Origin of the sequence: Bacillus sp. K2I17, from assembly GCF_002209985.1 — a bacterium.
GTDB lineage: Bacteria > Bacillota > Bacilli > Bacillales > Bacillaceae_G > Bacillus_A > Bacillus_A wiedmannii.
In genome coordinates this window covers 47,844-70,679 of sequence record NZ_NJGF01000003.1, presented here as the reverse complement: position 1 = coordinate 70,679, position 22,836 = coordinate 47,844, and the positions used below count along the sequence as shown (strand labels likewise).

Genomic DNA, 22,836 nt, shown 5'->3' with positions numbered 1-22,836 from the left:
AATTATGAAAGTTACTTTATTTGTTACTTGTTTAGTCGATATGTTTGAAACAAACGTCGGCAAAGCAACAGTTGAAGTGTTGGAGCGTTTAGGTTGTGAAATTGAATTTCCAGAAGCACAAGTTTGTTGTGGTCAGCCTGCTTATAATAGCGGCCATGTAGAAGCAGCAAAAGAAGCGATGAAACATATGATTGAAACTTTCGAAGATGCAGAATATATCGTTACACCATCTGGTTCTTGTGCGACAATGTTTCATGAGTATCCGCATGTTTTTAAAGATGATCCGAAGTGGGCTAAACGTGCACAAAAGGTTGCTGATAAAACATATGAATTTACACAATTTATTGTAGATGTTTTAAAAGTGACAGATGTTGGTGCAAGCTTACCAGGGATAGCTACTATTCATAAATCTTGTCATATGACACGCCTGCTTGGAGTAAAAGAGGCACCAGGAATTTTATTATCAAATGTAAAAGGATTAACTGTGAGAGAACTGCCAAACGAACAAAATTGTTGTGGGTTTGGGGGAACGTTTTCAGTGAAGATGACTCCAATTTCTGAGCAAATGGTAGATGAGAAGGTAGATAGTGCAATGGAAACAGGTGCTGATTATTTAATCGGTGCAGATTGTGGGTGTTTGTTAAACATTGGCGGACGTATTGAGCGTTTAGGAAAAGAAATAAAAGTAATGCATATTGCTGAGGTACTAAATAGTCGCTCATGAAGGGGGAACATAAGCTATGTCTATGAAAATCAGTGAGAAAAAATTTAATGATCGCGTTGGCGATGGAATTCAAGATTCTTTTATGCGCGGAGCAGTATCTTCTGCGCAAACGCGCTTATATACGAATCGCTTAAAAGCAGCGGAAGAATTAGGAAATTGGGAAGAGTGGCGTGAACTAGGTGAACAAATTCGCCAACATACGTTAGAAAATCTTGATTATTACTTAATGCAGTTAAGTGAAAATGTATCAAAAAGAGGCGGACATGTGTACTTTGCGAAAACGAAAGAGGAAGCAGCAAAGTATATTCAAGACGTTGCAAAAAAGAAACAAGCGAAGAAAGTTGTAAAATCAAAATCAATGGTAACTGAAGAAATTAGTATGAATCATGCCCTTGAAGAGATTGGTTGTGAAGTGTTAGAAAGTGACTTAGGAGAGTATATCTTGCAAGTAGATAACGATCCACCTTCACATATTATTGCGCCCGCACTTCATAAAAACAGAACGCAAATTCGTGATGTATTTAAAGAAAAGCTTGGCTATGAAAATTCTGATGATCCATATGAAATGACAAAGTTTGTTCGTAAACAACTTCGTGAGAAATTTATGGATGCAGAAATTGGTGTGACAGGTTGTAACTTTGCAGTTGCAAATACTGGCTCTCTTTGTTTAGTAACGAACGAAGGTAATGCCGATCTTGTTATGTCGATTCCGAAAACTCAAATTGCAGTAATGGGTATGGAACGTATGGTTCCGACAATGGAAGAATTAGATGTTTTAGTTGGTTTACTATGTCGTAGTGCAGTAGGGCAAAAATTAACAAGTTATGTAACTGTAGCGGGACCAATCCAAGAAGAGGAAGTAGATGGACCAGAAGAATTCCACTTAGTTGTTGTTGATAATGGCCGCTCTCAAATTCTTGGGTCTGAATTCCGCTCAGTATTGCAATGTATTCGTTGTGCTGCTTGTGTTAACGTATGTCCTGTATATCGTCACGTTGGTGGACATTCGTATGGTTCTATATACTCAGGACCAATCGGTGCGGTATTAACACCACTTTTAGGTGGATACGATGATTACAAAGAGCTTCCATATGCCTCTAGTTTATGCGGAGCGTGTACAGAAGCTTGTCCAGTAAAAATACCATTGCATGATTTATTATTAAAACATCGTCAAGTAATTGTTGAGCAAGAAGGACGTGCACCACTTGCAGAAAAATTAGCAATGAAAATGTTTAGTATGGGTGCATCTTCAGCAACTTTATATAAAATGGGATCAAAAATGGCGCCAGCAGCAATGAGTCCATTTACATCGGGCAACCGTGTATCAAAAGGTGTTGGGCCACTTAAAAACTGGACAGATATTCGTGAATTCCCGGCTCCAAGTAAAGAACGATTCCGTGATTGGTATAAAGATCATAAGAAAGGCGGGGACAAATAATGACAGGATTAATTCAAAACCGTGAGTCCTTTCTAGATAATATTGCAAAAGAACTTGGACGTGAGCGGAAAACGGAAGGCGTAAAGCGTCCAGCATGGAAAAGTAATGTGAATGTAGAAACGCTAAAAGATTATTCAAAAGAAGAATTGTTAGAAGTATTTAAAAATCAATGTACAAACATTCATACAACTGTAGTAGAAACGACAAACGACCATTTACGTGAAGATATTCAAAAAGTAATCGTGGAAAACGGCGGGGGACCTATTATGTTATCGGCAGACGAACGTTTTGATTCTTATGGATTGACTTCTTTATTTAAAGAAGAGCTTCCAAAGCAAAATGTTGAAGTGAATGTATGGGATCCTGAGAAAAAAGAAGAGAATATGCGTATCGCAGAAAGAGCGAATATTGGAATCGCATTTAGTGATTATACTTTAGCTGAATCTGGTACGATTGTTGTACAAAGTCATAAAGGCCAAGGTCGTTCTTTACACTTTTTACCGACTGTATACTTTGCTATTATTCCACGTGAAACACTTGTGCCTCGTATTACACAAGCAGTTCAGGATATGAACACACGTGTAGAAAATGGCGAGGCAGTAGCATCTTGTATTAACTTTATTACAGGACCTAGTAACTCGGCAGATATTGAAATGAATCTTGTTGTCGGAGTACACGGACCATTAAAAGCAGTATATTTCATCGTATAAAAGAGGGGAAAGCAGGCCAGAAAATGGCCTGCTTTTTTAATAGAATAGAAATAATATGAAGTAGAATTTCTCTCCTTTTTTTGCTATGTTCTTCTGGAAAGGAGAGGAAGGGATGTTCACTTATTTATATGCATTGTTAGTGGGGATGGTGTTTGGTTCTTTTTTTATGTTAATTGCGATGAGAGTACCACTTGGTGAGTCTATCATTACCCCGCGTTCACATTGTCATTATTGTAAGTATGTGCTAAAGCCAAAAGAATTGATTCCAATCATTTCTTTTTGTATACAAAGAGGACGTTGTACGAATTGTAAGAGGAAAATTTCAATTTTGTACGTAGTATTTGAACTTGTAACAGGAATGATATTTCTTCTTACTGTATATATGATTGGGGTGGAACGGGAGCTTATCATCATTTTATCGCTTTTTTCTCTACTTCTTATTATTTCAGTTACAGATTACATATATATGTTAATCCCCAATCGTATTTTAGCTTGGTTTGCCTGTTTACTCATTTTAGAATGTGTTTTTGTGCCGTTAGTGACTTGGACAGATAGTATAGTTGGTAGTGGCGTTATATTCATTTTGTTATATTGCATGCAAAAGATATATCCAGAAGGGCTTGGTGGAGGAGATATAAAATTACTTTCGTTACTTGGATTTATAGTGGGACTGAAAGGGATTTTTATGATCTTATTTTTAGCATCTTGCTTTAGTCTTTGTTTCTTTGGAGTTGGTATAGTATTAAAACGTATGAAAATGAGGAGCCAAATTCCGTTCGGTCCTTTTATTAGCCTTGGGGCAATATGTTACATGTTGTTCACGTATACAAAATAGAGAGAGGATAGAACATGAATGTATATATGGATGATCAAAGAAGTTGTCCGTACGGGTATGTGCCCGCCACTACAGTAGAATGTGCCTTGCAAATGGTTCGGGATTATGATGTGAATATTCTTTCCCTTGATTTTAATATGGGATGGGGGAAAAGAAATGGATTAGATTTTGTAGAGGCTTTTTGTAAAGAGGGTTTATATGTAAATGAAATTCACCTTCATACGAATGATGTCATCGGTATGCACAAGATGAAACAGAGAATTAATAAGGGAAAGGAAGAAGGCGAAATTAATCCGCACCTTGTTGTTAAATATGTGGGGAGCTAAAAACTCCAAAGTTTTACTTTGGAGTTTTTAATGTTTCATATGTGCTTGTAACGGAATGATTTCTTCTTGTTGAGCCGCTACTAATTCAGTTTCTTCTTGTTTCACGTCAGGTACTTTCTTTGTTAAGTAATGGTATACCATGCCGACAAAGACGGACCCGCCAATAATGTTACCGATTGTAACTGGAATTAAGTTATGAATAGCACCTGCAAAAGAAATTGTCTCCGGATGCGGTGAAACTAAAGATAGAGCAAACAGTGATAAGTTTGCAATGCTATGCTCGTAACCAGATAAGAAGAATGTGAAAACGAGTAGCATCATCATCATAATTTTTGCTGTATCACCTTTAACTTGAGAAGGTAAGAAACACGCAAGACATACAAGCCAGTTACATAAAATTGCTTTAAAGAATAATTGCATTGTAGGTGTATTCATTTTTCCTTCTACTACTTTATTCATGAAATGGCCGTGATCAATTGCTTCGAAAATTCCAGTTGCATAAAATAGTAAGGCAAAGAATAAAGCTCCAGCTAAATTCCCTGCATAACAAGCGACCCAGTTACGAAGTGTATCAGAAATCGTTGTTTCTTTTCTTAAAGTTGCTACAGTAAAGTACATTGTGTTTCCAGTAAACAATTCAGCACCGCCATATATAATAAGTACGAGGGCAATTCCGAAAAACATAGAAGCAGCTAAATAAGTTGCCGGTGAATCTGCAATGTGAAAAAAGTTACCTAATTTAAAACATAGTACAATAATAAAACCGATATAAATACCCGCAAGTGCGGCACGAATGAAATATTGCATCGGGTTTGTATCTAGCATTTGTTTTTTGCTCTTAGCCAGTTTGACAACATAATCTATTCCTTGCTCTAGCATGAGTAATACGCTCCTTTAGTACATCATCTATAAATACTCCTTATATGAATAAAGTACATGGAATTGTTCTTAGTTTCAATAAGTTTGTGCAATATTTCACAAAAAGGACATACATATATTGAGAAAACGCTTACAAATGGTAGTATAATAGAATTTTTTCTGGACATTGAGAGGGGAAGGGAAAAAGAAAAAGCGCTGTAATTACAGCGCTTTTTCGTCTAAATTCTTTTCTACTTTTACTTCTACTTCTTTCGAGAAGAACCAACCGCCAACTGCGATTCCGACTAATACAATCCAGAATGTAAGCTTCCATAGTGTAGATTCTGGGAATGAATGCGGAATTACATTTAATGCAGGGTGTGCTAATGTATAAACTGCTAGTTTCACACCAACCCAACCTACAATTAAGAATGCTGCAGTTTCAAGTCCTGGTTTACGTTTTAAGATTTGTACGAAAGCAGTTGCTGCAAATCTCATGATGATTAACCCGATAAGTCCACCTACAAAGATAACAACGAATTGCCCAGTATCAAGACTACCAATTGTACCTAATCCTGTTTTTGGTAAAGTCATTGCTAACGCAACTGCAGCTAAAATTGAATCAACTGCGAAGGCGATATCAGCAACCTCAACTTTAAATACAGTCCACCAAAAGTTCTCTTGTTTTTTCTTTGCTTCTTTTTCTTCTGTTTCTTCATCCGTATTCTTTTTAACATACGTTTTAAATAAGTGATTACCAGCTATAAACATAAGGTAAATGGCACCGATTGCTTGCACTTGCCATACGTCGACTAAGAACGAGATCATAAATAACGATCCGAATCGGAAAACAAATGCCCCCGCTAATCCGTAAAATAATGCTTTCTTTCGTTTTTCTTCTGGTAAATGTTTTACCATAATTGCAAGAACGAGAGCGTTATCAGCCGCTAAAATCCCCTCTAGTGCAATTAGGATGAGTAATACCCAACCATACTCCAATAATAATGATACATCCATGTACATTCTCCTCTCATTTCTATAAGTACTAAATAAGTGAAGAATTTCCCCACTATTTAGTTTCCCCATACTCCTGCCTATTAACTTTGGAAGAATTTGGAAATTAATACAAAAAAGACCTCTGCCGTTAATAGGCAAAGGTCTTGCTAGACATATGTAATGAAAATGCCAACAAAGCCGGAAGAACTAAGTTCTACGTAATGACGACTTTGTTTCCAAGAAATATTCTTGGACGCTACTCCCCTTTGGAGATATGCTATTGTACTCTCATTATATGGATAATGTATACGGTTGTCAACCTGTTAAAATATCTTCATTCGGATATTTTATTTTTCGGTTCTTTTTACGTGCAAATGAAAAAGCCAATGTTAAAGGTCCCATTTTCCCAAAAAACATCATAAAGATGATAATAGCTTTTCCGATCATAGTTAAGTGTGGTGTGAAATTCATACTGAGACCGACAGTCCCAAATGCTGAAAATACTTCGAAAGCACTCATCAATAGAGGAACTCGCTCAGTAATACTTAAAATTAAAATAGCAAAAAAGATAAATGAAATGGAAATAATAGTGATGGTCAATGCTTTGACAATGAGAGTATCTTTAATAGATTTTTTAAAAACGACAATATCATCTTGTTCTTGTAAAAATTTAAATACCCCAAAAAACATGATTAAAAATGTTGTTAACTTAATTCCACCACCGGTTGAAGCACTACCAGCGCCAATAAACATAAGGAGCATCATTAATAGTAGGGAAGGCTTTGATAATGCAGAAATATCAACTGTATTAAACCCGGCAGTACGAGTTGAAACCGCCTGGAAATAAGCGGCCATTCCTTCTTCAAATGGGGTAAATCCTCTCATAGAAAGGGAATTGTGGAACTCGAATATAAAAATAAAAACAGTCGCAATAATATTGACGATTAGAGTAGAAGAGAGCATAAGTTTTGAGTGTAATGTAAGGTTTTTAAAATTTTTCTTTCTTTTTATATCTACGATTACTGTAAAACCAATCCCACCTAAAATAATGAGGGAGGAAATAACGAGATTGACAAGAATGCTATGAGAATGGGACATTAAATTATCGCTCCACACAGAAAAACCAGCATTGTTAAAAGCAGAGATCGAATGAAAAAAGCTATAATAGATCCCTTTAGCAATCCCGTATTTTGGTACCCATTCAAAAGAAAGAATCAAAGTAGCGATACATTCGACTGTAAAAGAGAATAAAAATAATGCTTTGGCAAGACGAATGACACCACCAATGTTCGTTTGGTTTAACGCTTGTTGCAGTAAAATTCGGTTTTGAAGACCAATTTTTCTGCCGAGCATAATCGCAATTAAAACGGCAAAGCTCATAATGCCAAGTCCCCCTACTTGTATAAGCGTTAAAATGACACACTGTCCAAACAAAGTAAATACTTTTCCGGTGTCTACAACACCAAGCCCAGTAACAGTACAAGCAGAAACTGTTGTAAATAAAGCGTCGATCCATGAAATAGAAGTTGTTGTAGCAATTGGTAGTTTTAATAAGCATGTACCGATAACTGATAACATAATAAAAGACAAAGTAAGAACACGGGGAGGACTCATGCTAATATTAATCCGTTTCATGTCACATATCGTTCCTTTCAGTTTGCTCTTACTAGTATGTGAAAAAGCACGATTATGTATGTTAAAAATAGAAAGAGGCAGAGAATATCTGCCTCTAAGCCATAGGTTATTGTATTATCCACGTAATTGTTGTTGAGCTAAAGCGACTAGTCGTTTCGTTACTTCACCGCCAACTGAACCGTTAGAACGAGATGCTGTATTAGAACCTAAGCTAACACCGAATTCTTGTGCGATTTCATATTTAAATTGTTCAAGCGCTTGTTCTGCACCTGGAACTAGTAATTTGTTTGTTTTTACCATGTTGATACACATCCTTATGAGTAGTCCAATTCAGCTAAATACTTATCTAAACTGGTAACGTTATTTTATGTGGAAACGACGTACTCATACGCGGAAGTAATCGGTGTGATTAGAAGTTATTGGATAGAAAAAAGAGTAGCAAATTTGCTACTCTTTTTTCAGTATTGTCGCTGTACCTTCCACGACAATATCACCGGATTGATTATATATGTTTGTTTGCAACGTAATGATTTTTTTATCGTCTCGTTTTTTAATGACTTCTGCCACAACGCGAAGTGTATCACCGATTTTGACAGGAGCACGGAATGAAACGTTTTGAGATAAATAAATCGTGTTTTTGCCAGGGAGTTTCGTTCCAAGAATCGTCGAAATGAAACTGGAAACGAGCATGCCATGAGCAATACGTTCTTTAAACATTGTTGTTTTTGCAAAAGAATCTAAAATATGAATAGGATTCACATCTCCAGTTAATTTTGCAAAATTAATAACGTCCTCATCCGTAATAGTTTTTGTAAGGGATGCTTGATCACCGACTTGAATCTCATCATAACGAAGCTCCGGAACAGTTTGTGCTTCTTGAAATGGATTCATTTTGGCCTCCTTCTTTTCCATATCGAAAAATGCTAGCCATCTTGATGTAGTAGGAGGAAGAAAGAGTTTTGTTTGTGCTGCAGTTAGCTCCCACATTTTTCTTACTTGATGGAAGTAAATAAATTTTTTGAGTTTTCCTCGAACTGCTTTGCGAGTTCTAGTTGTTTGGACTTGAACTCTCCCAAAAAAACTTCTAACTGTTTTTGAACCTCTTCACGTTGTAATTGTTGTTGTTCAATAAATTGTTTTGTTGTTTCTTCAAATTGACCGCTAGTTTGAGTAAGAATAGACAAAGATGTTTTCGTAGGAGAAACAGTCAGTTGGTGCATTTGATTAGAAAGTTCATTCCATTTCCCTTGCCACTCGTTAATTTGATCATTTAAGGAGTTTCCAGTTAATTGCTTCACGTAATCTGTATATTGGTTATTGAACTGAGCAGTGAATTGTTGTAGTTCTTTTTCTAGTTCATCTACCCCTGATGTTAATTTATGCAAAGCGTCTTGTTGTTGTTTTAAAGTTTCTAAAGTAAGTTGCTCTAATTGTTTCCCAGCTGAAGAGAAGAGGGAAAGAGATTGAGACCAGTTTTTCCAAAATGCATCGACTAATTCGTATGGTTTAGTTTCCATTGTTTGACCTCCAAATGTTTTTTTGCATATTGTGAACGCAGATTACTCTGCTGTACCACCAGGTGAAGATGAAGAATCCTTTTCATCCTTTTCTGGAGAAGTAGAAAATGGAAAGAACGCATTGGTGTATAACGTAAAAAACGTCCGCAACATATTTTGATAATGTTCAAAAGAAGTTGCACATGTTGTTAAATATTGCTCTCCATATTCTGTTAAAGAATAAATTCGTTTCGCTGGCCCGCCTTCACTTGTATCCCAAGTGGAAGAAATGAGATTTTCTTTTTCTAACTTGCGCAATGTTCTATACACATTACCTTGGTCAACAGAAGAAAAGCCGATGTCCATTAGCATTTGAATGAGTTTGTAACCATGAAGACTCCAGTCTTTTAGACAGAGAAGTAAGAAAGGAACTAAGAAGTTTTTGGGCATGGAGTTTGGTTGTTTCGCTTGGTTTTTTTCCAAACTTTCTGGGTGTTCTGGTTCATTATGTAGCATGATTGTGCATCACCTCATGAATCAGTTAGATGGAATTTTTTTGCTTATAAGTGCAATTTACACCTATCTGTTTTTAATGTCAACACATTTATCGGAAGATAAAGAAAAATAAAATATAGACTTGAAGTTTTATTCAGAATATTAGAAAATAGTGAATAGGTTGAATTGTTTCAAAAACGAAAAAGGGAGTGTAGGCGAAGTGATTGATCAAAAATTCGATCCATTGCAAGCATGGAAAAATGCTTATGAACAAACCGAAACATTTTGGGGAAAAGCGCTCAATGAAACAATTAAAACAGAAGAATATTCTGCTTGGATGGGCAGCGTTCTAGATTTGAATTTGTTTTATCAAAAAGCATTAAATGATACGACAAAAAATTATTTAGAACAGGTGAATGTGCCGACGAGAGAGGATATCGCTAGAGTAGCTACGCTTGTTATCAATTTAGAAAATAAAGTTGATAACATTGAGGAAATTCTAGAAGAGAAAGTGGATTCATTAGGACAAGCTCCTACATTAAAGCGTGATGTTACGAAAGTAAAACAAGATATTCGCACGCTAGAAACGAAAGTTGATCAAATTTTAGAGTTACTAGAAAAGCAAAATGCAGTACTAGCGAAACTACAAGTACCTGCAAAAGAAGAAGTAAAACCTGCGAATAAGCCGGAAAATAAAAAATGATAATAGCGTTTGTTTATAACGTGTAAAAGGGAAAGGGAGAATCTCTTTTTCATGTATAAACAACGAAACATAATTAATATATGGACTCTATTAATATGAGTACCAAAATGATTCATAACAATCGTTCACAAATTCATTTAAGGGGGAAAAGAAATGGTTCAATTAAATGGCAAAGTAGCAATCGTAACAGGTGGGGCAAAAGGAATTGGAAAAGCAATTACAGTAGCATTAGCACAAGAGGGAGCAAAAGTAGTTATTAACTATAACAGCAGTAAAGAAGCAGCTGAAAACTTAGTAAATGAATTAGGAAAAGAAGGACATGACGTTTATGCAGTTCAAGCGGATGTTTCGAAAGTAGAAGATGCAAACAGACTTGTAGAAGAAGCTGTGAATCATTTTGGTAAAGTTGATATTCTTGTTAATAATGCTGGTATTACAAGAGATCGTACATTCAAAAAATTAAATCGTGAAGATTGGGAGCGCGTAATTGACGTGAACTTGAGCAGTGTATTTAATACAACAAGCGCGGTACTTCCATACATATCGGAAGCAGAAGAAGGAAGAATCATTAGTATTTCTTCTATTATTGGCCAAGCTGGTGGATTTGGACAAACAAACTACTCTGCAGCAAAAGCAGGTATGTTAGGATTTACAAAATCATTAGCATTAGAGCTTGCAAAAACAAATGTAACTGTAAACGCAATTTGCCCAGGATTTATTGATACTGAAATGGTAGCAGAAGTACCAGAAGAAGTACGTCAAAAAATCGTTGCGAAAATCCCGAAAAAACGTTTTGGTCAAGCTGATGAAATTGCAAAAGGTGTAGTATACCTATGCCGTGACGGTGCATATATCACAGGTCAGCAATTAAACATTAACGGTGGATTATACATGTAATGAATCGAGAAAAAAGTGCATATCCATAGCAGGAATGCACTTCTTTTTTTAGAAATAAATCGACCGAAAAGGAGATAGAAAAATGACTGCATTCGTAACGGAATGGGAAAAGCAATTGGAGTTGTACCCAGAAGAATATCGTAAAGCATATCGCCGTGTGAAAAGAGCGAGCGAAGTTTTATTACGCGAACCAGAACCACAAGTTGGTTTAACACCAAAAGAAGTTATTTGGACGAAGAATAAAACGAAGCTGTATCGTTACATTCCAAAACAAGAAAAAACACAGAGAGTTCCAATCCTATTAATATACGCGCTTATTAATAAACCGTATATTATGGATTTAACTCCAGGAAATAGTTTAGTGGAATATTTAGTAGATCGTGGTTTTGATGTGTATATGCTTGATTGGGGCACATTTGGTTTAGAAGATAGTCATTTGAAATTTGATGATTTCGTGTTTGATTATATTGCAAAAGCAGTGAAGAAAGTAATGAGAACTGCGAAATCGGACGAGATTTCTTTACTTGGTTATTGCATGGGTGGAACGCTAACTTCTATTTATGCAGCACTTCATCCACACATGCCAATTCGCAACTTAATCTTTATGACAAGTCCTTTTGATTTCTCTGAAACAGGATTATACGGTCCTTTATTAGATGAGAAATACTTCAATTTAGATAAAGCGGTTGATACATTCGGAAATATTCCGCCAGAAATGATTGATTTCGGAAATAAGATGTTAAAACCAATTACAAACTTTGTAGGTCCATATGTCGCTTTACTTGATCGTTCAGAAAATGAGCGCTTCGTCGAAAGCTGGAAATTAGTTCAAAAGTGGGTTGGTGACGGTATTCCATTCCCAGGTGAATCGTATAGACAATGGATTCGTGATTTTTATCAAAATAATAAATTAGTGAAAGGTGAACTCGTTATTCGTGGACAAAAGGTAGACCTTGCAAATATTAAGGCGAATGTCTTAAATATTTCTGCGAAACGTGATCATATCGCCCTGCCATGCCAAGTAGAAGCTTTGCTAGACCATATTTCTAGCACAGATAAACAATATGTATGTTTACCAACGGGACATATGTCGATCGTTTACGGTGGAACAGCGGTAAAACAAACATATCCGACGGTTGGAAATTGGCTGGAGGAGCGTTCTAATTAAAAATAAAAAGTCCAACTAGCGTATGTTAGTTGGATTTTTTTATGGGAAATAACAAAAGATAGAAAGGAGAAATTTATATTTTAGGAGTATAATTATGAAACTTATGACTGGTAAGTTGTTTTGGAATACAGGAGTTTCTATACCTTGTTATCCATCATTAGAAAATGATATGATATGTGATGTGCTTGTAGTCGGAAGCGGAGAAGCAGGTGCTCATATAGCGTATTCGTTAGCGAAAATTGGAATGCGTGTTACGCTCATTGAAAAACGAGCAATCGCATGTGGTAGCACAGCTGCTAATACAGGTTTACTACAATTTCTTCATGATAAATCGCTAACCTCACTTATCCATACATTTGGTGAAAAAAAGGGGGTACGAGCATATAAGCTTTGTTACGAAGCGCTACGAACAATGGAGCAAGTTGTACCGACTCTCGATATTGATCCCCAGTTTATTCCGCGAAGTAGTTTGTATTATGCAAGTAGAAATGAGGATGTATCGTTTTTACAAGAAGAGTATAATACGTTACGCCATTATGGATTCCCGGTTGAATATTTTACCGATTCACATATGAAGAAGAAGTATTCATTTATAAAACAAGCAGCGTTATATACGCATGGTGATGCCGAAGTGAATCCGTATTTATTAGCGCATAGCCTTTTGCATAAAGCAAATCAAATGGGAGCTACTATACTTGAGCATACAGAGGCCATACATATAAAAAAACGCCAAAATGATTTAATTTGTTACACGAAAACAGGAAATCAAATTGTAGCAAAGAATATTATTATGGCGACAGGTTATGAAGCACTTTTCGGAAAGAAAGAAAAAAATACAACAGTGGAAACATCATATGCAGTGGTGACAAATAAGGTAGATTCATTTGAAGGCTGGCATGAACAATCATTAATTTGGGAAACAGCACGGCCTTACTTATATTTTCGAACGTATCAAAACCGTATTATTGTAGGCGGATTAGATGAAGCGATGCAAATTCAAACAATTGGTGATACGAAATTATTGCATAAGCGTGATATCCTTATTAACATTGTAAAAGAGATGTTCCCGCAGTATAAGAATATACAGGCAGAGTACTATTGGGCGGCAGCATTTGGCGGTAGTCATGATGGTCTCCCTATTTTAAAAGAAGACAAAGAGATACATAATTTATTTTACGCATTGCCATATGGAGGTAATGGAACTGTGTATGGAATGGTATTTGCCAAATTATTTGAGCAGTTATTTACAAATAAAGAAAGTGAAGATTTTTCTTTATTTAATCGATAGAAAAAAGGTAGCGAAGTGATGGAATGAGAGATATAAAAAAGTTTTTACAAAAATTACGTCCTGTACAACTCATTGTTTTATTTTATTTATTAGCAGTAGTTGTATCGGTGATATTGCTTAGTTTCCCGTTTGTTACGAAGTCTGGTGTGAAATGGACATTTATCGATGCCCTCTTTACATCTGTTAGTGCGGTAAGTGTTACGGGACTGTCTGTTGTTACAATTTCAGATACATTTACTACGGCAGGAATTATTATGTTAGCCCTTATTTTACAATTAGGCGGCTTAGGAATTATGGCACTTGGTACGTTTGTTTGGATTATAACGGGGAAAAAGATCGGTTTGCAGAGAAGAAGACTCATTATGGCAGACCATAATCAAGGGAATTTATCAGGCCTTGTAGAATTGATGCGTTCTATTTTAATTGTAATTATTTCGATAGAACTTATCGGAGCGATACTATTAGGTACAAGATTTCTACTTTATTTTCCAACTTGGCAAGAAGCTTATTTTCACGGTTTCTTTGCCGCTGTTAGTGCAACCACGAACGGCGGATTTGATTTAACTGGACAATCATTAATTCCGTACAAAAAAGATTATATTGTGCAAATGATTCATATGTTACTTATTATTTTAGGAGCGATTGGCTTCCCGGTGTTAATGGAAATAAAGCAATTCTTTAGTAAAAGGCGACAGCAACTATTCCGCTTTTCGTTATTTACAAAATTGACGACAACAACATTTTTTGCCCTCGTTATCGTTGGAACCATTATGATTTTTTTACTAGAACGAAATCAATTTTTAGCAGGAAAGTCATGGCATGAAACAGTTTTCTATACATTATTCCAATCTGTGACGACGCGAAGCGGTGGACTTGCTACAATGGATATACGTGAATTGTCACAACCGACGCTTTTATTTATGAGTATATTAATGTTTATAGGGGCATCTCCAAGTTCGGTTGGGGGCGGAATACGTACAACAACATTTGCTGTTAGTATATTATCGTTATACACTTTTGCAAGAGGTGGAAGAACGGTTAGAGTCTTCAAACGTCAGTTACATGAAGAAGACGTGCTAAAAGCATCTGTCGTTATGACGATGGGGATTTTATTATGTGCCACAGCACTCTTTATTTTATCTATTACGGAAAATGTACCGCTTATGAGTTTAATTGTTGAAGTGTGTTCTGCTTTCGGAACGACAGGGCTATCGACAGGTATTACGCCAGATTTAACAACTGTTGGTAAACTTGTACTCATTGTACTTATGTTTATTGGGCGTGTCGGTATTTTAACATTTATACTGGCTAGTGGGGGAAGAGAACAGCCACCTCGCTATAAATACCCGAAAGAGAGAATTATTATTGGATAGTATGAAACCATTCTACCTATGTGAGGTAGAATGGTTTTTTAGTCGTTAATGCCAAATTGCGGATGCATAAAAGCCTCATTTTTATTATCCACTTCTTTTTTTAGCAACTCTTGATTTTCTTCTGAAATCCACCCAATATCATTTGTAGGATGAATCCATTCTTCTCCAGCCATAATGGCAGGGTCTACTTCATCAGTCCAATTGTGAAGTGGACTATTCTCGGAATCATATTTACTGTCTCCGATTACGACGTCATATTGATTTATGAAAGGTTGTTGCATCTTCTTTCCTGTTCCTTTAAAAGATGGGAAATTCATTTGATGCGGGAGCGTTTCATCTAAAATTGGTGACTGGATTTTATCTTTCTTCTTCAAAATAATCGCCCCTTTTCTAATGTTCTTTTCATAGGTAGTATTTCCATCTAGCGGCCTTATGTACTTGTTAACACTTGCCAGTAATAATTATTTAATGTTGTTTCAAACTAGAGTAGAAAGTGAATTCTTGAGAGCAGGTGAATGTATTGGTAAAAAGAAAAGTGAAACAAAATGCGGCAATCAACAATAATAAAACTCCGAAAGAAAGCTTACCAGATGCAGAATTTGCATTAGAGTATGAAGGAGAAAATAGCGCGAAGTATGCAAATCGTAATTCAAAAAAAGGTAAACAAAAATGAGGCGTTTTTTACAAACGCCTCATTTTTTTGTGGGATTATAAAGGTTTTTTTAATTATTTGTAAATTTAGTGTTCATTATTAGCAGAAAAATGCGAAAAAACATAGAAGTAGCAACGTATTACACAAAAACAAACAACAAACAAAAGATTAATGTTGGTTTAATACTGCTTTTACACTAGTTGTTTATATTAGAGTTGTACATAAGATTTATAAAAGGAGAGAGAGACAGTGAAAAAAACAATCTTTAAAGCTGTAGCAACTGGAATGGTATTTTCGTTATTAATGGGGTGTGGTGCAAAGAAAGAAGAAAGTGCTGGGGCAAAAGTAAAGGATGATAAATTATCTGGATCATTAACTGTTTACACAGCGATTGAAGAAGAACTTGTACCAATTTATCTTGATTCTTTTAAAAAGAAATATCCAGATGTGAAACTGAATATTGTTCGTGATTCAACTGGAGTTATTACAGCGAAATTGCTAGCTGAAGGAAAAAATACACAAGCAGATGTTGTATGGGGAACAGCAGCGTCTAGTCTATTAGCTTTAGATAAAAAAGATATGTTAAAAGGATACTCTCCAAAAGGAGCGGATCGTGTTCTTCCGCAATTTAAAGATGATAAGCAACCAGAAAAATGGGTAGGTAATACGGCATTTATGACGGGGATTGCTATAAATAAAGAAGAATTAAAGAAGAAGAATTTACCGATGCCAGAATCATACGAAGACTTAACGAAACCAGAATATAAAGGAACGCTTGTTATGCCACATCCAGCTTCTTCTGGAACAGGATTTTTAACAGTTTCTGCATGGTTACAAATTATGGGTGAAGATAAAGGCTGGGATTACATGAAGAAACTTCATGATAATATGGCAACTTATACTCATTCAGGTTCAAAACCAGCGAAATTAGCAGGCGCAGGTGAATATCCAGTTGGCGTATCAATGGTTTATAGTGCTTTGAAAGAGAAACAAAAAGGTGCACCAGTTGAAGTTGTATTGCCGAAAGAAGGATTAGGTTGGGAAGTAGAAGCGAACGCACTTATTAAAAAAGATAATGCAAAAAATGAAAAATTAGCGCAAGCATTTTTAGATTGGGCAATTACTGATGATGTAATGAAGTTATACTTCGAGAAAAATGGATTCGCGACAATTAAAAATGATTATAAACTTCCAGATGGATTCCCTAAAGATGTGACAGAAAAGTTATACAAAAAGAATGACTTTAAATGGGCAGCAGAAAATCGTGACAAAATTTTAGAAAAATGGGAAAAAGAGTTTGGCCAAAAAGCAGAACCGAAAAAGTAAGTGAGTGGGAGAGAGAAAAAATGAGCGAATATTTATCAATTCAACACATTCAAAAACAGTTTGATGCATTTACAGCGTTAAAAGATATTTCTTTTACTGTGAAAAAAAATGAGTTTGTATGTTTATTAGGCCCAAGTGGTTGTGGGAAAACAACATTGCTTCGAATTTTAGCAGGGCTAGAAGAGGCAACAACAGGTAGTATCGCTGTGGATGGAAAAGATATTACAGCATTACCTCCTGGAAAGAGGAATTTCGGAATGGTGTTTCAATCGTATGCATTATTTCCGAATTTAACAGCACTTGAAAACATTGAATATGGCTTAAAGACAAAAAAATATGGAAAAGCAGAAGTAAAAGAGAAAGCGCTAGAGGCGTTAGAACTTGTAGATTTGCTGAATGTAAAAGATAAATATCCTGCTCAAATGTCTGGTGGACAACAGCAGCGAGTAGCACTTGCACGTGCGCTCGCTCTGTCTCCGGATATTTTGTTACTCGATGAGCCATTATCTGCTTTAGATGCAAAAGTGCGTGAAAAGTTACGTAGAGAAATGCGTGATTTGCAAGAAAAAGTAGGAGTAACAACTATTATGGTTACGCATGATCAAGAAGAGGCATTAACGATGGCCGATAAAATTGTTGTAATGAATCATGCGGAAATTATGCAGATTGGCACACCAGAGGAGATTTATCAAAGACCAGCCAATCCATTTGTGGCAGATTTTATTGGTTCTATTAATTTCTTTTCGAAAAACAATGAAGAACATGCAATTCGTCCTGAGCATGTAACAGTTGTACAAAAGGATGGTATTAAAACGGTTGTGGAAAGCATGGAATTTCGCGGATCTGTATATCGGACGGAAGTGCGGGTCGTAGAAGAAAAAACACATCTTTATAACGAGAAAATTGTAGTGGATATATTGGCATCAGAAGTAGAAGCAACCGCAATTAGAAAAGGAAAGCCGATTCAAATCTCTTTCTTAGAAAATCATATGTTGTCATATGGAAAGAAGGTCATTGTATAGATGGAGATGTTAGAAGATTTCAAGGTAGAAAGTACGAAAAAAAAGATTAAGAGACGTATCGGTAAAGAAGAGTGGATACAAAGACTATTAATTATTGGTATGCTTCTCGCGTTTTTGATCATGCTTGTATTACCTCTATTACAATTGTTTACACAAGCTTTTTATGATAAAGATGGAGCTTTCATTGGTGTTGCGAATTTCAGTAAATATTTCACAACACCAACGCTAGTTCAATCATTACAAAATACGATATGGATTTCGGGCGCGACAACAATTATTGCAGTAACACTCGCTTTCGCTTACGCCTATGCGATCGCTCGTACGAATGTGTTTGGAAAGCGTGTATTTCAATATATTGCGTTGTTACCATTATTCGCACCAACGATGATGCATGGTATCGCATTTACATATTTATTTGGTAATCAAGGGTTAGTAACGAAAGGAATGTTTGGTTTGTTTGAAGGGATACAAATCCCTTTATATGGACCAGTAGGAATTGTAATGGCTGAAGTCATGTATACATTTCCGCAAGCATTTCTTATATTATTAATTGCTTTTCAAGGCTCTGATTATCGTTTATATGAAGCTTCTAATATGTTAGGAGCGAGTAAAACAAAGCAATTTTTCACTGTTACTTTACCTAGTGTAAAGTACGGATTAATTAGTGCGATGTTCGTTGTGTTTACACTTAGTTTCACTGATTTTGGGGCACCAAAAATTGTTGGTGGGCAATATAATGTACTTGCTACTGACGTATATAAGCAAGTAATTGGGCAGCAAAATATGCCGATGGGTGCAACTGTCGGAATGATTTTATTAATCCCAGCTATATTTGCCTTTGCAGTTGATCGCATTACGCAAAGAAAGCAGGCGAATCTCTTATCTTCCAAATCAGTACCTTACAGAATAATAAATAATAAGAAACGAGATGTTATTTCATTCGTATATTGTAGCGTAGTAACGCTTATGATCATTCTATTATTTGTGGCAGTTGGTATTGCTGCAAGTGTGAAAGTATGGCCATATAATATGAGCTTTACATTTGAGCATTTCAATTTTTCCAGTTTAACAGGAGATGGACTTGAAGCATTTAAAAATAGCGTAATTGTTTCAGCAATTACTGCAGTTATTGGAGCGGTTTTAACATTTATGTTCGCTTATGCGATTGAGAAAATAGATCAGCTACAATTTTTCCGAAAAGCAGGTTACTTTTTCTCTATCGTTCCTTTAGCGATACCAGGTTTAGTACTTGGGTTAGGCTACGTCTTCTTCTTTAGTCAACCAACAATACAAATCTTTGGACTTTCCGTAACGAACCCGTTCCATTCTCTATACGGAACAATTGCTGTGCTAGTACTAGTCAATATCATTCATTTTTATTCTGTAACATTTGTTACGGCAACGACAGCTTTAAAGAAATTGGACCGAGAGTTTGAACTTGTTTCACAGTCGATGGGGATACCGTTTTATAAAACATTCTTTCGAGTTACGGTACCGATGTGTTTACCAGCCATTTTAGAAATGGTAATGTACTACTTCGTAAATTCAATGGTAACTGTCTCAGCAGTTGTATTCCTGTATGCAGCTGATTTTAAACTAGCTGCCGTATCAATTGTAAATATGGATGATGCAGGAAATGTAGCACCAGCAGCTGCAATGAGTGTACTTATTGTTGTTACAAATATTGTAGTGAGAGTTGTATATGAATGGGGAACGAAAGCACTTCGTAACCGAACGTCACAATGGCAAAAAAGATAAATAAGAAGGGTGATGGATTAGATGAAAGTAGAAGCAGTTATTTTTGATTGGGCAGGTACAACAGTTGATTACGGATGTTTTGCACCACTGGAAGTATTTATGGAGATTTTCCATAAACGCGGTGTTGCAATTACTGCAGAAGAAGCCCGTAAGCCAATGGGATTATTGAAAATTGATCATGTTAGGGCATTAACAGAGATGCCTCGTATTGCGAGTGAGTGGAATCGTATTTTCGGACAATTACCAACAGAAGCAGACATTCAGGAGATGTATGAAGAATTCGAAAAGATTCTCTTCACTATTTTACCGCGCTATGCGTCGCCGATTAATGGAGTAAAAGAAGTGATTGCTTCTTTACGTGAAAGAGGAATTAAAATTGGTTCAACGACTGGTTATACGAGAGAAATGATGGACATTGTAGCAAAAGAAGCAGCACTACAAGGGTATAAACCTGATTTTCTTGTAACACCAGATGATGTTCCAGCAGGTCGTCCGTATCCGTGGATGTGCTATAAAAATGCGATGGAGCTTGGTGTATATCCAATGAATCATATGATAAAAGTTGGAGACACGGTATCAGATATGAAAGAGGGAAGAAATGCTGGTATGTGGACAGTGGGTGTAATTCTCGGCAGTAGCGAACTCGGCTTAACTGAAGAGGAAGTGGAGAATATGGATCCGGTAGAACTTCGTGAAAAAATAGAAGTAGTTCGCAATCGTTTCGTTGAAAATGGGGCGCACTTTACGATAGAAACGATGCAGGAACTCGAAAACGTAATGGAACATATCGAGAAACAAGAACTTATTATTTCATAAAAGGGGAATAGGATCATGACTGAAAATCACTATTTATTATTAACGCCTGGACCATTAACAACAACCAAAACAGTAAAAGAAGTTATGTTATACGATTGGTGTACGTGGGATGCTGAATATAACAAAATGGTACAAGAGGTAAGAGCTAAGCTTGTATCGTTAGCAACGAAGGAAGAAGAGACATATACAACTGTTCTCATGCAAGGAAGCGGTACGTTTTCAGTTGAAGCAGTGATTGGATCTGTCGTTCCTAAAAATGGAAAGCTGCTCGTATGTACAAATGGTGCGTACGGTAAGCGAATTGTACAAATGGCAGAGCTGTTACATATAGATGTCGTGGTCAGTCAAACAGAAGAGTGGGAGCCTACTAATATTGCAGAGGTAGAAAAGATATTGCAACAAGATAAAGAGATTACACATATTGCAGTTGTTCATTGTGAAACAACAACAGGTATTATCAATCCAATTGTAGATGTATGTAAATTAGGGAAGCAATACGGAAAAGTAACACTAGTTGATGCAATGAGTAGTTTTGGTGGTATTGAAATAAATATCGCTGAGTTGCAAATTGACTTTCTAATTAGTAGTGCGAATAAATGTATTCAAGGGGTTCCTGGATTCGGCTTTGTTATTGCAAAGCGCGATGAATTGGTGAAATGTAAAGGGCAGGCACGTTCATTATCATTAGATTTATTTGATCAGTGGGAAACGATGGAAAATCAAAATGGGAAATGGCGTTTTACGTCACCTACACATGTTGTACACGCTTTTTATCAAGCACTACTTGAATTAGAAAAAGAGGGCGGAGTAGAAGCGCGTTACAATCGATATTATAACAATCAAAAAATATTAGTGAATAGAATGAGAGAAATCGGATTTAAGCCACTAGTAGATGAAAAATATCAATCGCCTATTATTACATCCTTCATTTATCCAGAAGAGGGGTTTGATTTTGGGCAGTTATATAATGAATTAAAGTGCGATGGGTTTGTTATTTATCCAGGTAAAATTTCAAAAGTAGATACATTCCGCATTGGAAATATCGGTGATGTACATGAGGCAGATATCCATCGCTTAGTTGATAGTATTGCTAAAGGAGTTGTTATAGGTTGAAAGTATTTTGCTTAGGGGGAGCAGGTAAAATTTGTCGTGAAGCAATTTTAGATTTAGTGCAATTTTCATCTTTTGAGGCGATTACAGTAGCTGATTTTAATGAAGAAGAGGGCCTGAAAGTAGTAGAATGGCTCAATGATCCTCGTGTTGATTTTGTGAAAGTAGATGTAACGAATCACGAGGATACGGTTGCAAAAATGAAAGGTTATGACATTGTAATGGACGGTACGACAATTAAGTTAAATGGATTGTCTACTCGATGTATTGCAGAAGCGGGTTGTCACGGTGTGAATTTGAATGGATTTGGTGAAGAAAATGAATCTCATTCTATATTTGCTCAAAATGAAAAAACGTGTTTACCCGGTTTTGGTATGACGCCAGGTGTAACGCAAATGATGGCAATGCATGCAGCAAATCAGCTAGATACTGTAGAGTCAGTACGTGTAAGTCATGGCTCGTACCGTCCAATTGCTTTTTCTGCATCAATTACAGAAACAACGACATATGAATATGATCCACATTTACCATCGCGTACAGTATATGAAGATGGTGAGTTTAAGCAAGTACCTCCGTTTGCGCGTCCAAGAGAAATTGAATTACCGGCGCCTTATGGTAAGGCAACGCAGTATATAATACCGCATTCTGAAACGATTACGTTAGCAAAAGCACTAGAAAATAAAGGCGTCAAACTGATAGAGACGAGAGGAACTTGGCCAAAGCAAAATATGCAGCTCGTACGTGCTTTATATGATTATGGTATATTGCGTAATGATCTGGTTGACATAAATGGGAAAGAAATTGGTATTATGGATTGTATTTCGAAGTATTTATTGCAATCGAAAGAAGGGAAAGAAACAGAAATTTACGGTTATGCACTTCATGTAGAAGTAATAGGTATGAAAAATAATGAGAAACAAAGGCACATATTATATCATACACACCCGTTATCTGATGGTTCTGTTGTAGGGTGGGAAAAATTAAGAGCTTATACGAGAAACGTCGGTATTCCATTTGGGATTGCTACAGAGTTAATCGCAAAAGGGAATGTAAATAAAGTTGGTGTTGTGACACCTGAGGAAGCTTTTGTAAATCCACAAATTATTTTTGATGAACTAAAAAAGCGTGGTATTCATATTCATGAAGAAATTTTAACTGAAAAAGAAAGTTATAACTTTGTATAAGTAAGGCAGTGTATGAGGTAGAAATC

At 36.2% G+C, this 22,836-nt stretch carries 25 protein-coding genes and 1 riboswitch; of the genes, 17 read left to right on the top strand and 8 right to left on the bottom strand.

Annotation, left to right across the window (positions count from 1 at the left end):
• The first annotated feature begins 4 nt into the window (after nt 1–4).
• The 5 genes from CER22_RS05525 to CER22_RS05505 all read left to right on the top strand — a co-directional run bounded on the left by CER22_RS05525 (nt 5) and on the right by CER22_RS05505 (nt 4,033).
• Entirely contained in the window at nt 5–724 is a 720-nt protein-coding gene (locus CER22_RS05525; RefSeq protein WP_000869144.1) for a (Fe-S)-binding protein, read from the top strand.
• 16 nt (nt 725–740) lie between these two features.
• The gene (locus CER22_RS05520) at nt 741–2,162 is read left to right on the top strand and encodes a LutB/LldF family L-lactate oxidation iron-sulfur protein (protein WP_088608357.1); all 1,422 of its coding nucleotides are present in this window, start codon (nt 741–743) and stop codon (nt 2,160–2,162) included.
• Nucleotides 2,162–2,872, top strand: coding sequence for a LutC/YkgG family protein (locus CER22_RS05515; protein WP_088608356.1), 711 nt, complete (start codon nt 2,162–2,164; stop codon nt 2,870–2,872). The genes CER22_RS05520 and CER22_RS05515 overlap by 1 nt, the downstream gene beginning before the upstream one ends.
• Before the next feature lie 112 nt (nt 2,873–2,984).
• The gene (locus tag CER22_RS05510) at nt 2,985–3,707 is read left to right on the top strand and encodes a prepilin peptidase (protein ID WP_000495730.1); all 723 of its coding nucleotides are present in this window, start codon (nt 2,985–2,987) and stop codon (nt 3,705–3,707) included.
• 14 nt (nt 3,708–3,721) lie between these two features.
• Nucleotides 3,722–4,033, top strand: coding sequence for a cyclic-phosphate processing receiver domain-containing protein (locus CER22_RS05505; protein ID WP_048545036.1), 312 nt, complete (start codon nt 3,722–3,724; stop codon nt 4,031–4,033).
• A 27-nt stretch (nt 4,034–4,060) separates the two neighbouring features.
• Here the strand turns inward: CER22_RS05505 and CER22_RS05500 are convergent, their stop codons facing one another.
• The 7 genes from CER22_RS05500 to phaQ form a co-directional block, all read right to left on the bottom strand.
• Nucleotides 4,061–4,912 (bottom strand): formate/nitrite transporter family protein, encoded by an 852-nt coding sequence (locus CER22_RS05500; protein ID WP_048545034.1) that lies wholly within the window; start codon nt 4,910–4,912, stop codon nt 4,061–4,063.
• Between the two features lie 201 nt (nt 4,913–5,113).
• Nucleotides 5,114–5,908, bottom strand: coding sequence for a TerC family protein (locus CER22_RS05495; RefSeq protein ID WP_000383317.1), 795 nt, complete (start codon nt 5,906–5,908; stop codon nt 5,114–5,116).
• Between the two features lie 90 nt (nt 5,909–5,998).
• A riboswitch (yybP-ykoY riboswitch) is annotated at nt 5,999–6,164 on the bottom strand.
• A gap of 38 nt (nt 6,165–6,202) precedes the next feature.
• A complete protein-coding gene (locus CER22_RS05490) occupies nt 6,203–7,522 on the bottom strand; it encodes a TrkH family potassium uptake protein (RefSeq protein WP_087984798.1) in 1,320 nt (439 codons plus the stop codon).
• 114 nt (nt 7,523–7,636) lie between these two features.
• Entirely contained in the window at nt 7,637–7,822 is a 186-nt protein-coding gene (locus CER22_RS05485; protein ID WP_000241212.1) for an alpha/beta-type small acid-soluble spore protein, read from the bottom strand.
• 147 nt (nt 7,823–7,969) lie between these two features.
• Nucleotides 7,970–8,413, bottom strand: a complete 444-nt coding sequence (locus CER22_RS05480; protein WP_001067917.1) for a MaoC family dehydratase — start codon at nt 8,411–8,413, stop codon at nt 7,970–7,972.
• Nucleotides 8,414–8,514: 101 nt separating this feature from the next.
• Nucleotides 8,515–9,039 (bottom strand): polyhydroxyalkanoic acid inclusion protein PhaP, encoded by a 525-nt coding sequence (gene phaP / locus CER22_RS05475; RefSeq protein ID WP_000448583.1) that lies wholly within the window; start codon nt 9,037–9,039, stop codon nt 8,515–8,517.
• 42 nt (nt 9,040–9,081) lie between these two features.
• On the bottom strand, nt 9,082–9,534 hold the full coding sequence (gene phaQ, locus CER22_RS05470) for a poly-beta-hydroxybutyrate-responsive repressor (protein ID WP_000903018.1): 453 nt from the start codon (nt 9,532–9,534) through the stop codon (nt 9,082–9,084).
• Nucleotides 9,535–9,733: 199 nt separating this feature from the next.
• Between phaQ and phaR the strand changes: the two genes are divergently transcribed.
• The 5 genes from phaR (at nt 9,734) to CER22_RS05445 (ending at nt 14,942) form a co-directional block, all read left to right on the top strand.
• Complete coding sequence (phaR, locus tag CER22_RS05465) at nt 9,734–10,216, top strand: polyhydroxyalkanoic acid synthase subunit PhaR (RefSeq protein WP_000566954.1); 483 nt, start codon at nt 9,734–9,736, stop codon at nt 10,214–10,216.
• A gap of 153 nt (nt 10,217–10,369) precedes the next feature.
• A complete protein-coding gene (locus CER22_RS05460; protein WP_000250411.1) occupies nt 10,370–11,113 on the top strand; it encodes an acetoacetyl-CoA reductase in 744 nt (247 codons plus the stop codon).
• An 82-nt stretch (nt 11,114–11,195) separates the two neighbouring features.
• The gene (phaC, locus tag CER22_RS05455) at nt 11,196–12,281 is read left to right on the top strand and encodes a class III poly(R)-hydroxyalkanoic acid synthase subunit PhaC (RefSeq protein ID WP_088608355.1); all 1,086 of its coding nucleotides are present in this window, start codon (nt 11,196–11,198) and stop codon (nt 12,279–12,281) included.
• A gap of 94 nt (nt 12,282–12,375) precedes the next feature.
• On the top strand, nt 12,376–13,569 hold the full coding sequence (locus tag CER22_RS05450; RefSeq protein ID WP_046958233.1) for an NAD(P)/FAD-dependent oxidoreductase: 1,194 nt from the start codon (nt 12,376–12,378) through the stop codon (nt 13,567–13,569).
• A gap of 23 nt (nt 13,570–13,592) precedes the next feature.
• Nucleotides 13,593–14,942 (top strand): TrkH family potassium uptake protein, encoded by a 1,350-nt coding sequence (locus tag CER22_RS05445; protein ID WP_001204694.1) that lies wholly within the window; start codon nt 13,593–13,595, stop codon nt 14,940–14,942.
• A 38-nt stretch (nt 14,943–14,980) separates the two neighbouring features.
• Here CER22_RS05445 and CER22_RS05440 read toward each other — a convergent pair whose 3' ends face one another.
• Nucleotides 14,981–15,316 carry a DUF3905 domain-containing protein gene (locus CER22_RS05440; protein ID WP_000725963.1) on the bottom strand — a complete coding sequence of 112 codons (336 nt, stop codon included), beginning with the start codon at nt 15,314–15,316 and terminating at the stop codon, nt 14,981–14,983.
• Between the two features lie 146 nt (nt 15,317–15,462).
• Here CER22_RS05440 and CER22_RS32955 point away from each other — a divergent pair, with 146 nt between their 5' ends.
• From CER22_RS32955 to CER22_RS05400, 7 genes are all read left to right on the top strand, one after another.
• Nucleotides 15,463–15,615, top strand: coding sequence for a hypothetical protein (locus CER22_RS32955; protein WP_000240799.1), 153 nt, complete (start codon nt 15,463–15,465; stop codon nt 15,613–15,615).
• Between the two features lie 228 nt (nt 15,616–15,843).
• Nucleotides 15,844–16,920 carry a putative 2-aminoethylphosphonate ABC transporter substrate-binding protein gene (locus CER22_RS05425; protein WP_000750887.1) on the top strand — a complete coding sequence of 359 codons (1,077 nt, stop codon included), beginning with the start codon at nt 15,844–15,846 and terminating at the stop codon, nt 16,918–16,920.
• A gap of 20 nt (nt 16,921–16,940) precedes the next feature.
• Nucleotides 16,941–17,942: a putative 2-aminoethylphosphonate ABC transporter ATP-binding protein gene (locus tag CER22_RS05420; protein WP_088608354.1), complete on the top strand. Its 1,002-nt coding sequence runs from the start codon at nt 16,941–16,943 to the stop codon at nt 17,940–17,942.
• A complete protein-coding gene (locus tag CER22_RS05415) occupies nt 17,943–19,700 on the top strand; it encodes a putative 2-aminoethylphosphonate ABC transporter permease subunit (RefSeq protein WP_142293430.1) in 1,758 nt (585 codons plus the stop codon).
• Between the two features lie 21 nt (nt 19,701–19,721).
• Complete coding sequence (gene phnX / locus CER22_RS05410; protein ID WP_046957074.1) at nt 19,722–20,516, top strand: phosphonoacetaldehyde hydrolase; 795 nt, start codon at nt 19,722–19,724, stop codon at nt 20,514–20,516.
• A 15-nt stretch (nt 20,517–20,531) separates the two neighbouring features.
• A complete protein-coding gene (phnW, locus tag CER22_RS05405) occupies nt 20,532–21,629 on the top strand; it encodes a 2-aminoethylphosphonate--pyruvate transaminase (protein WP_046957075.1) in 1,098 nt (365 codons plus the stop codon).
• Nucleotides 21,626–22,810: a saccharopine dehydrogenase family protein gene (locus CER22_RS05400; RefSeq protein ID WP_088608353.1), complete on the top strand. Its 1,185-nt coding sequence runs from the start codon at nt 21,626–21,628 to the stop codon at nt 22,808–22,810. The genes phnW and CER22_RS05400 overlap by 4 nt, the downstream gene beginning before the upstream one ends.
• The last annotated feature ends 26 nt before the right edge of the window (nt 22,811–22,836 follow it).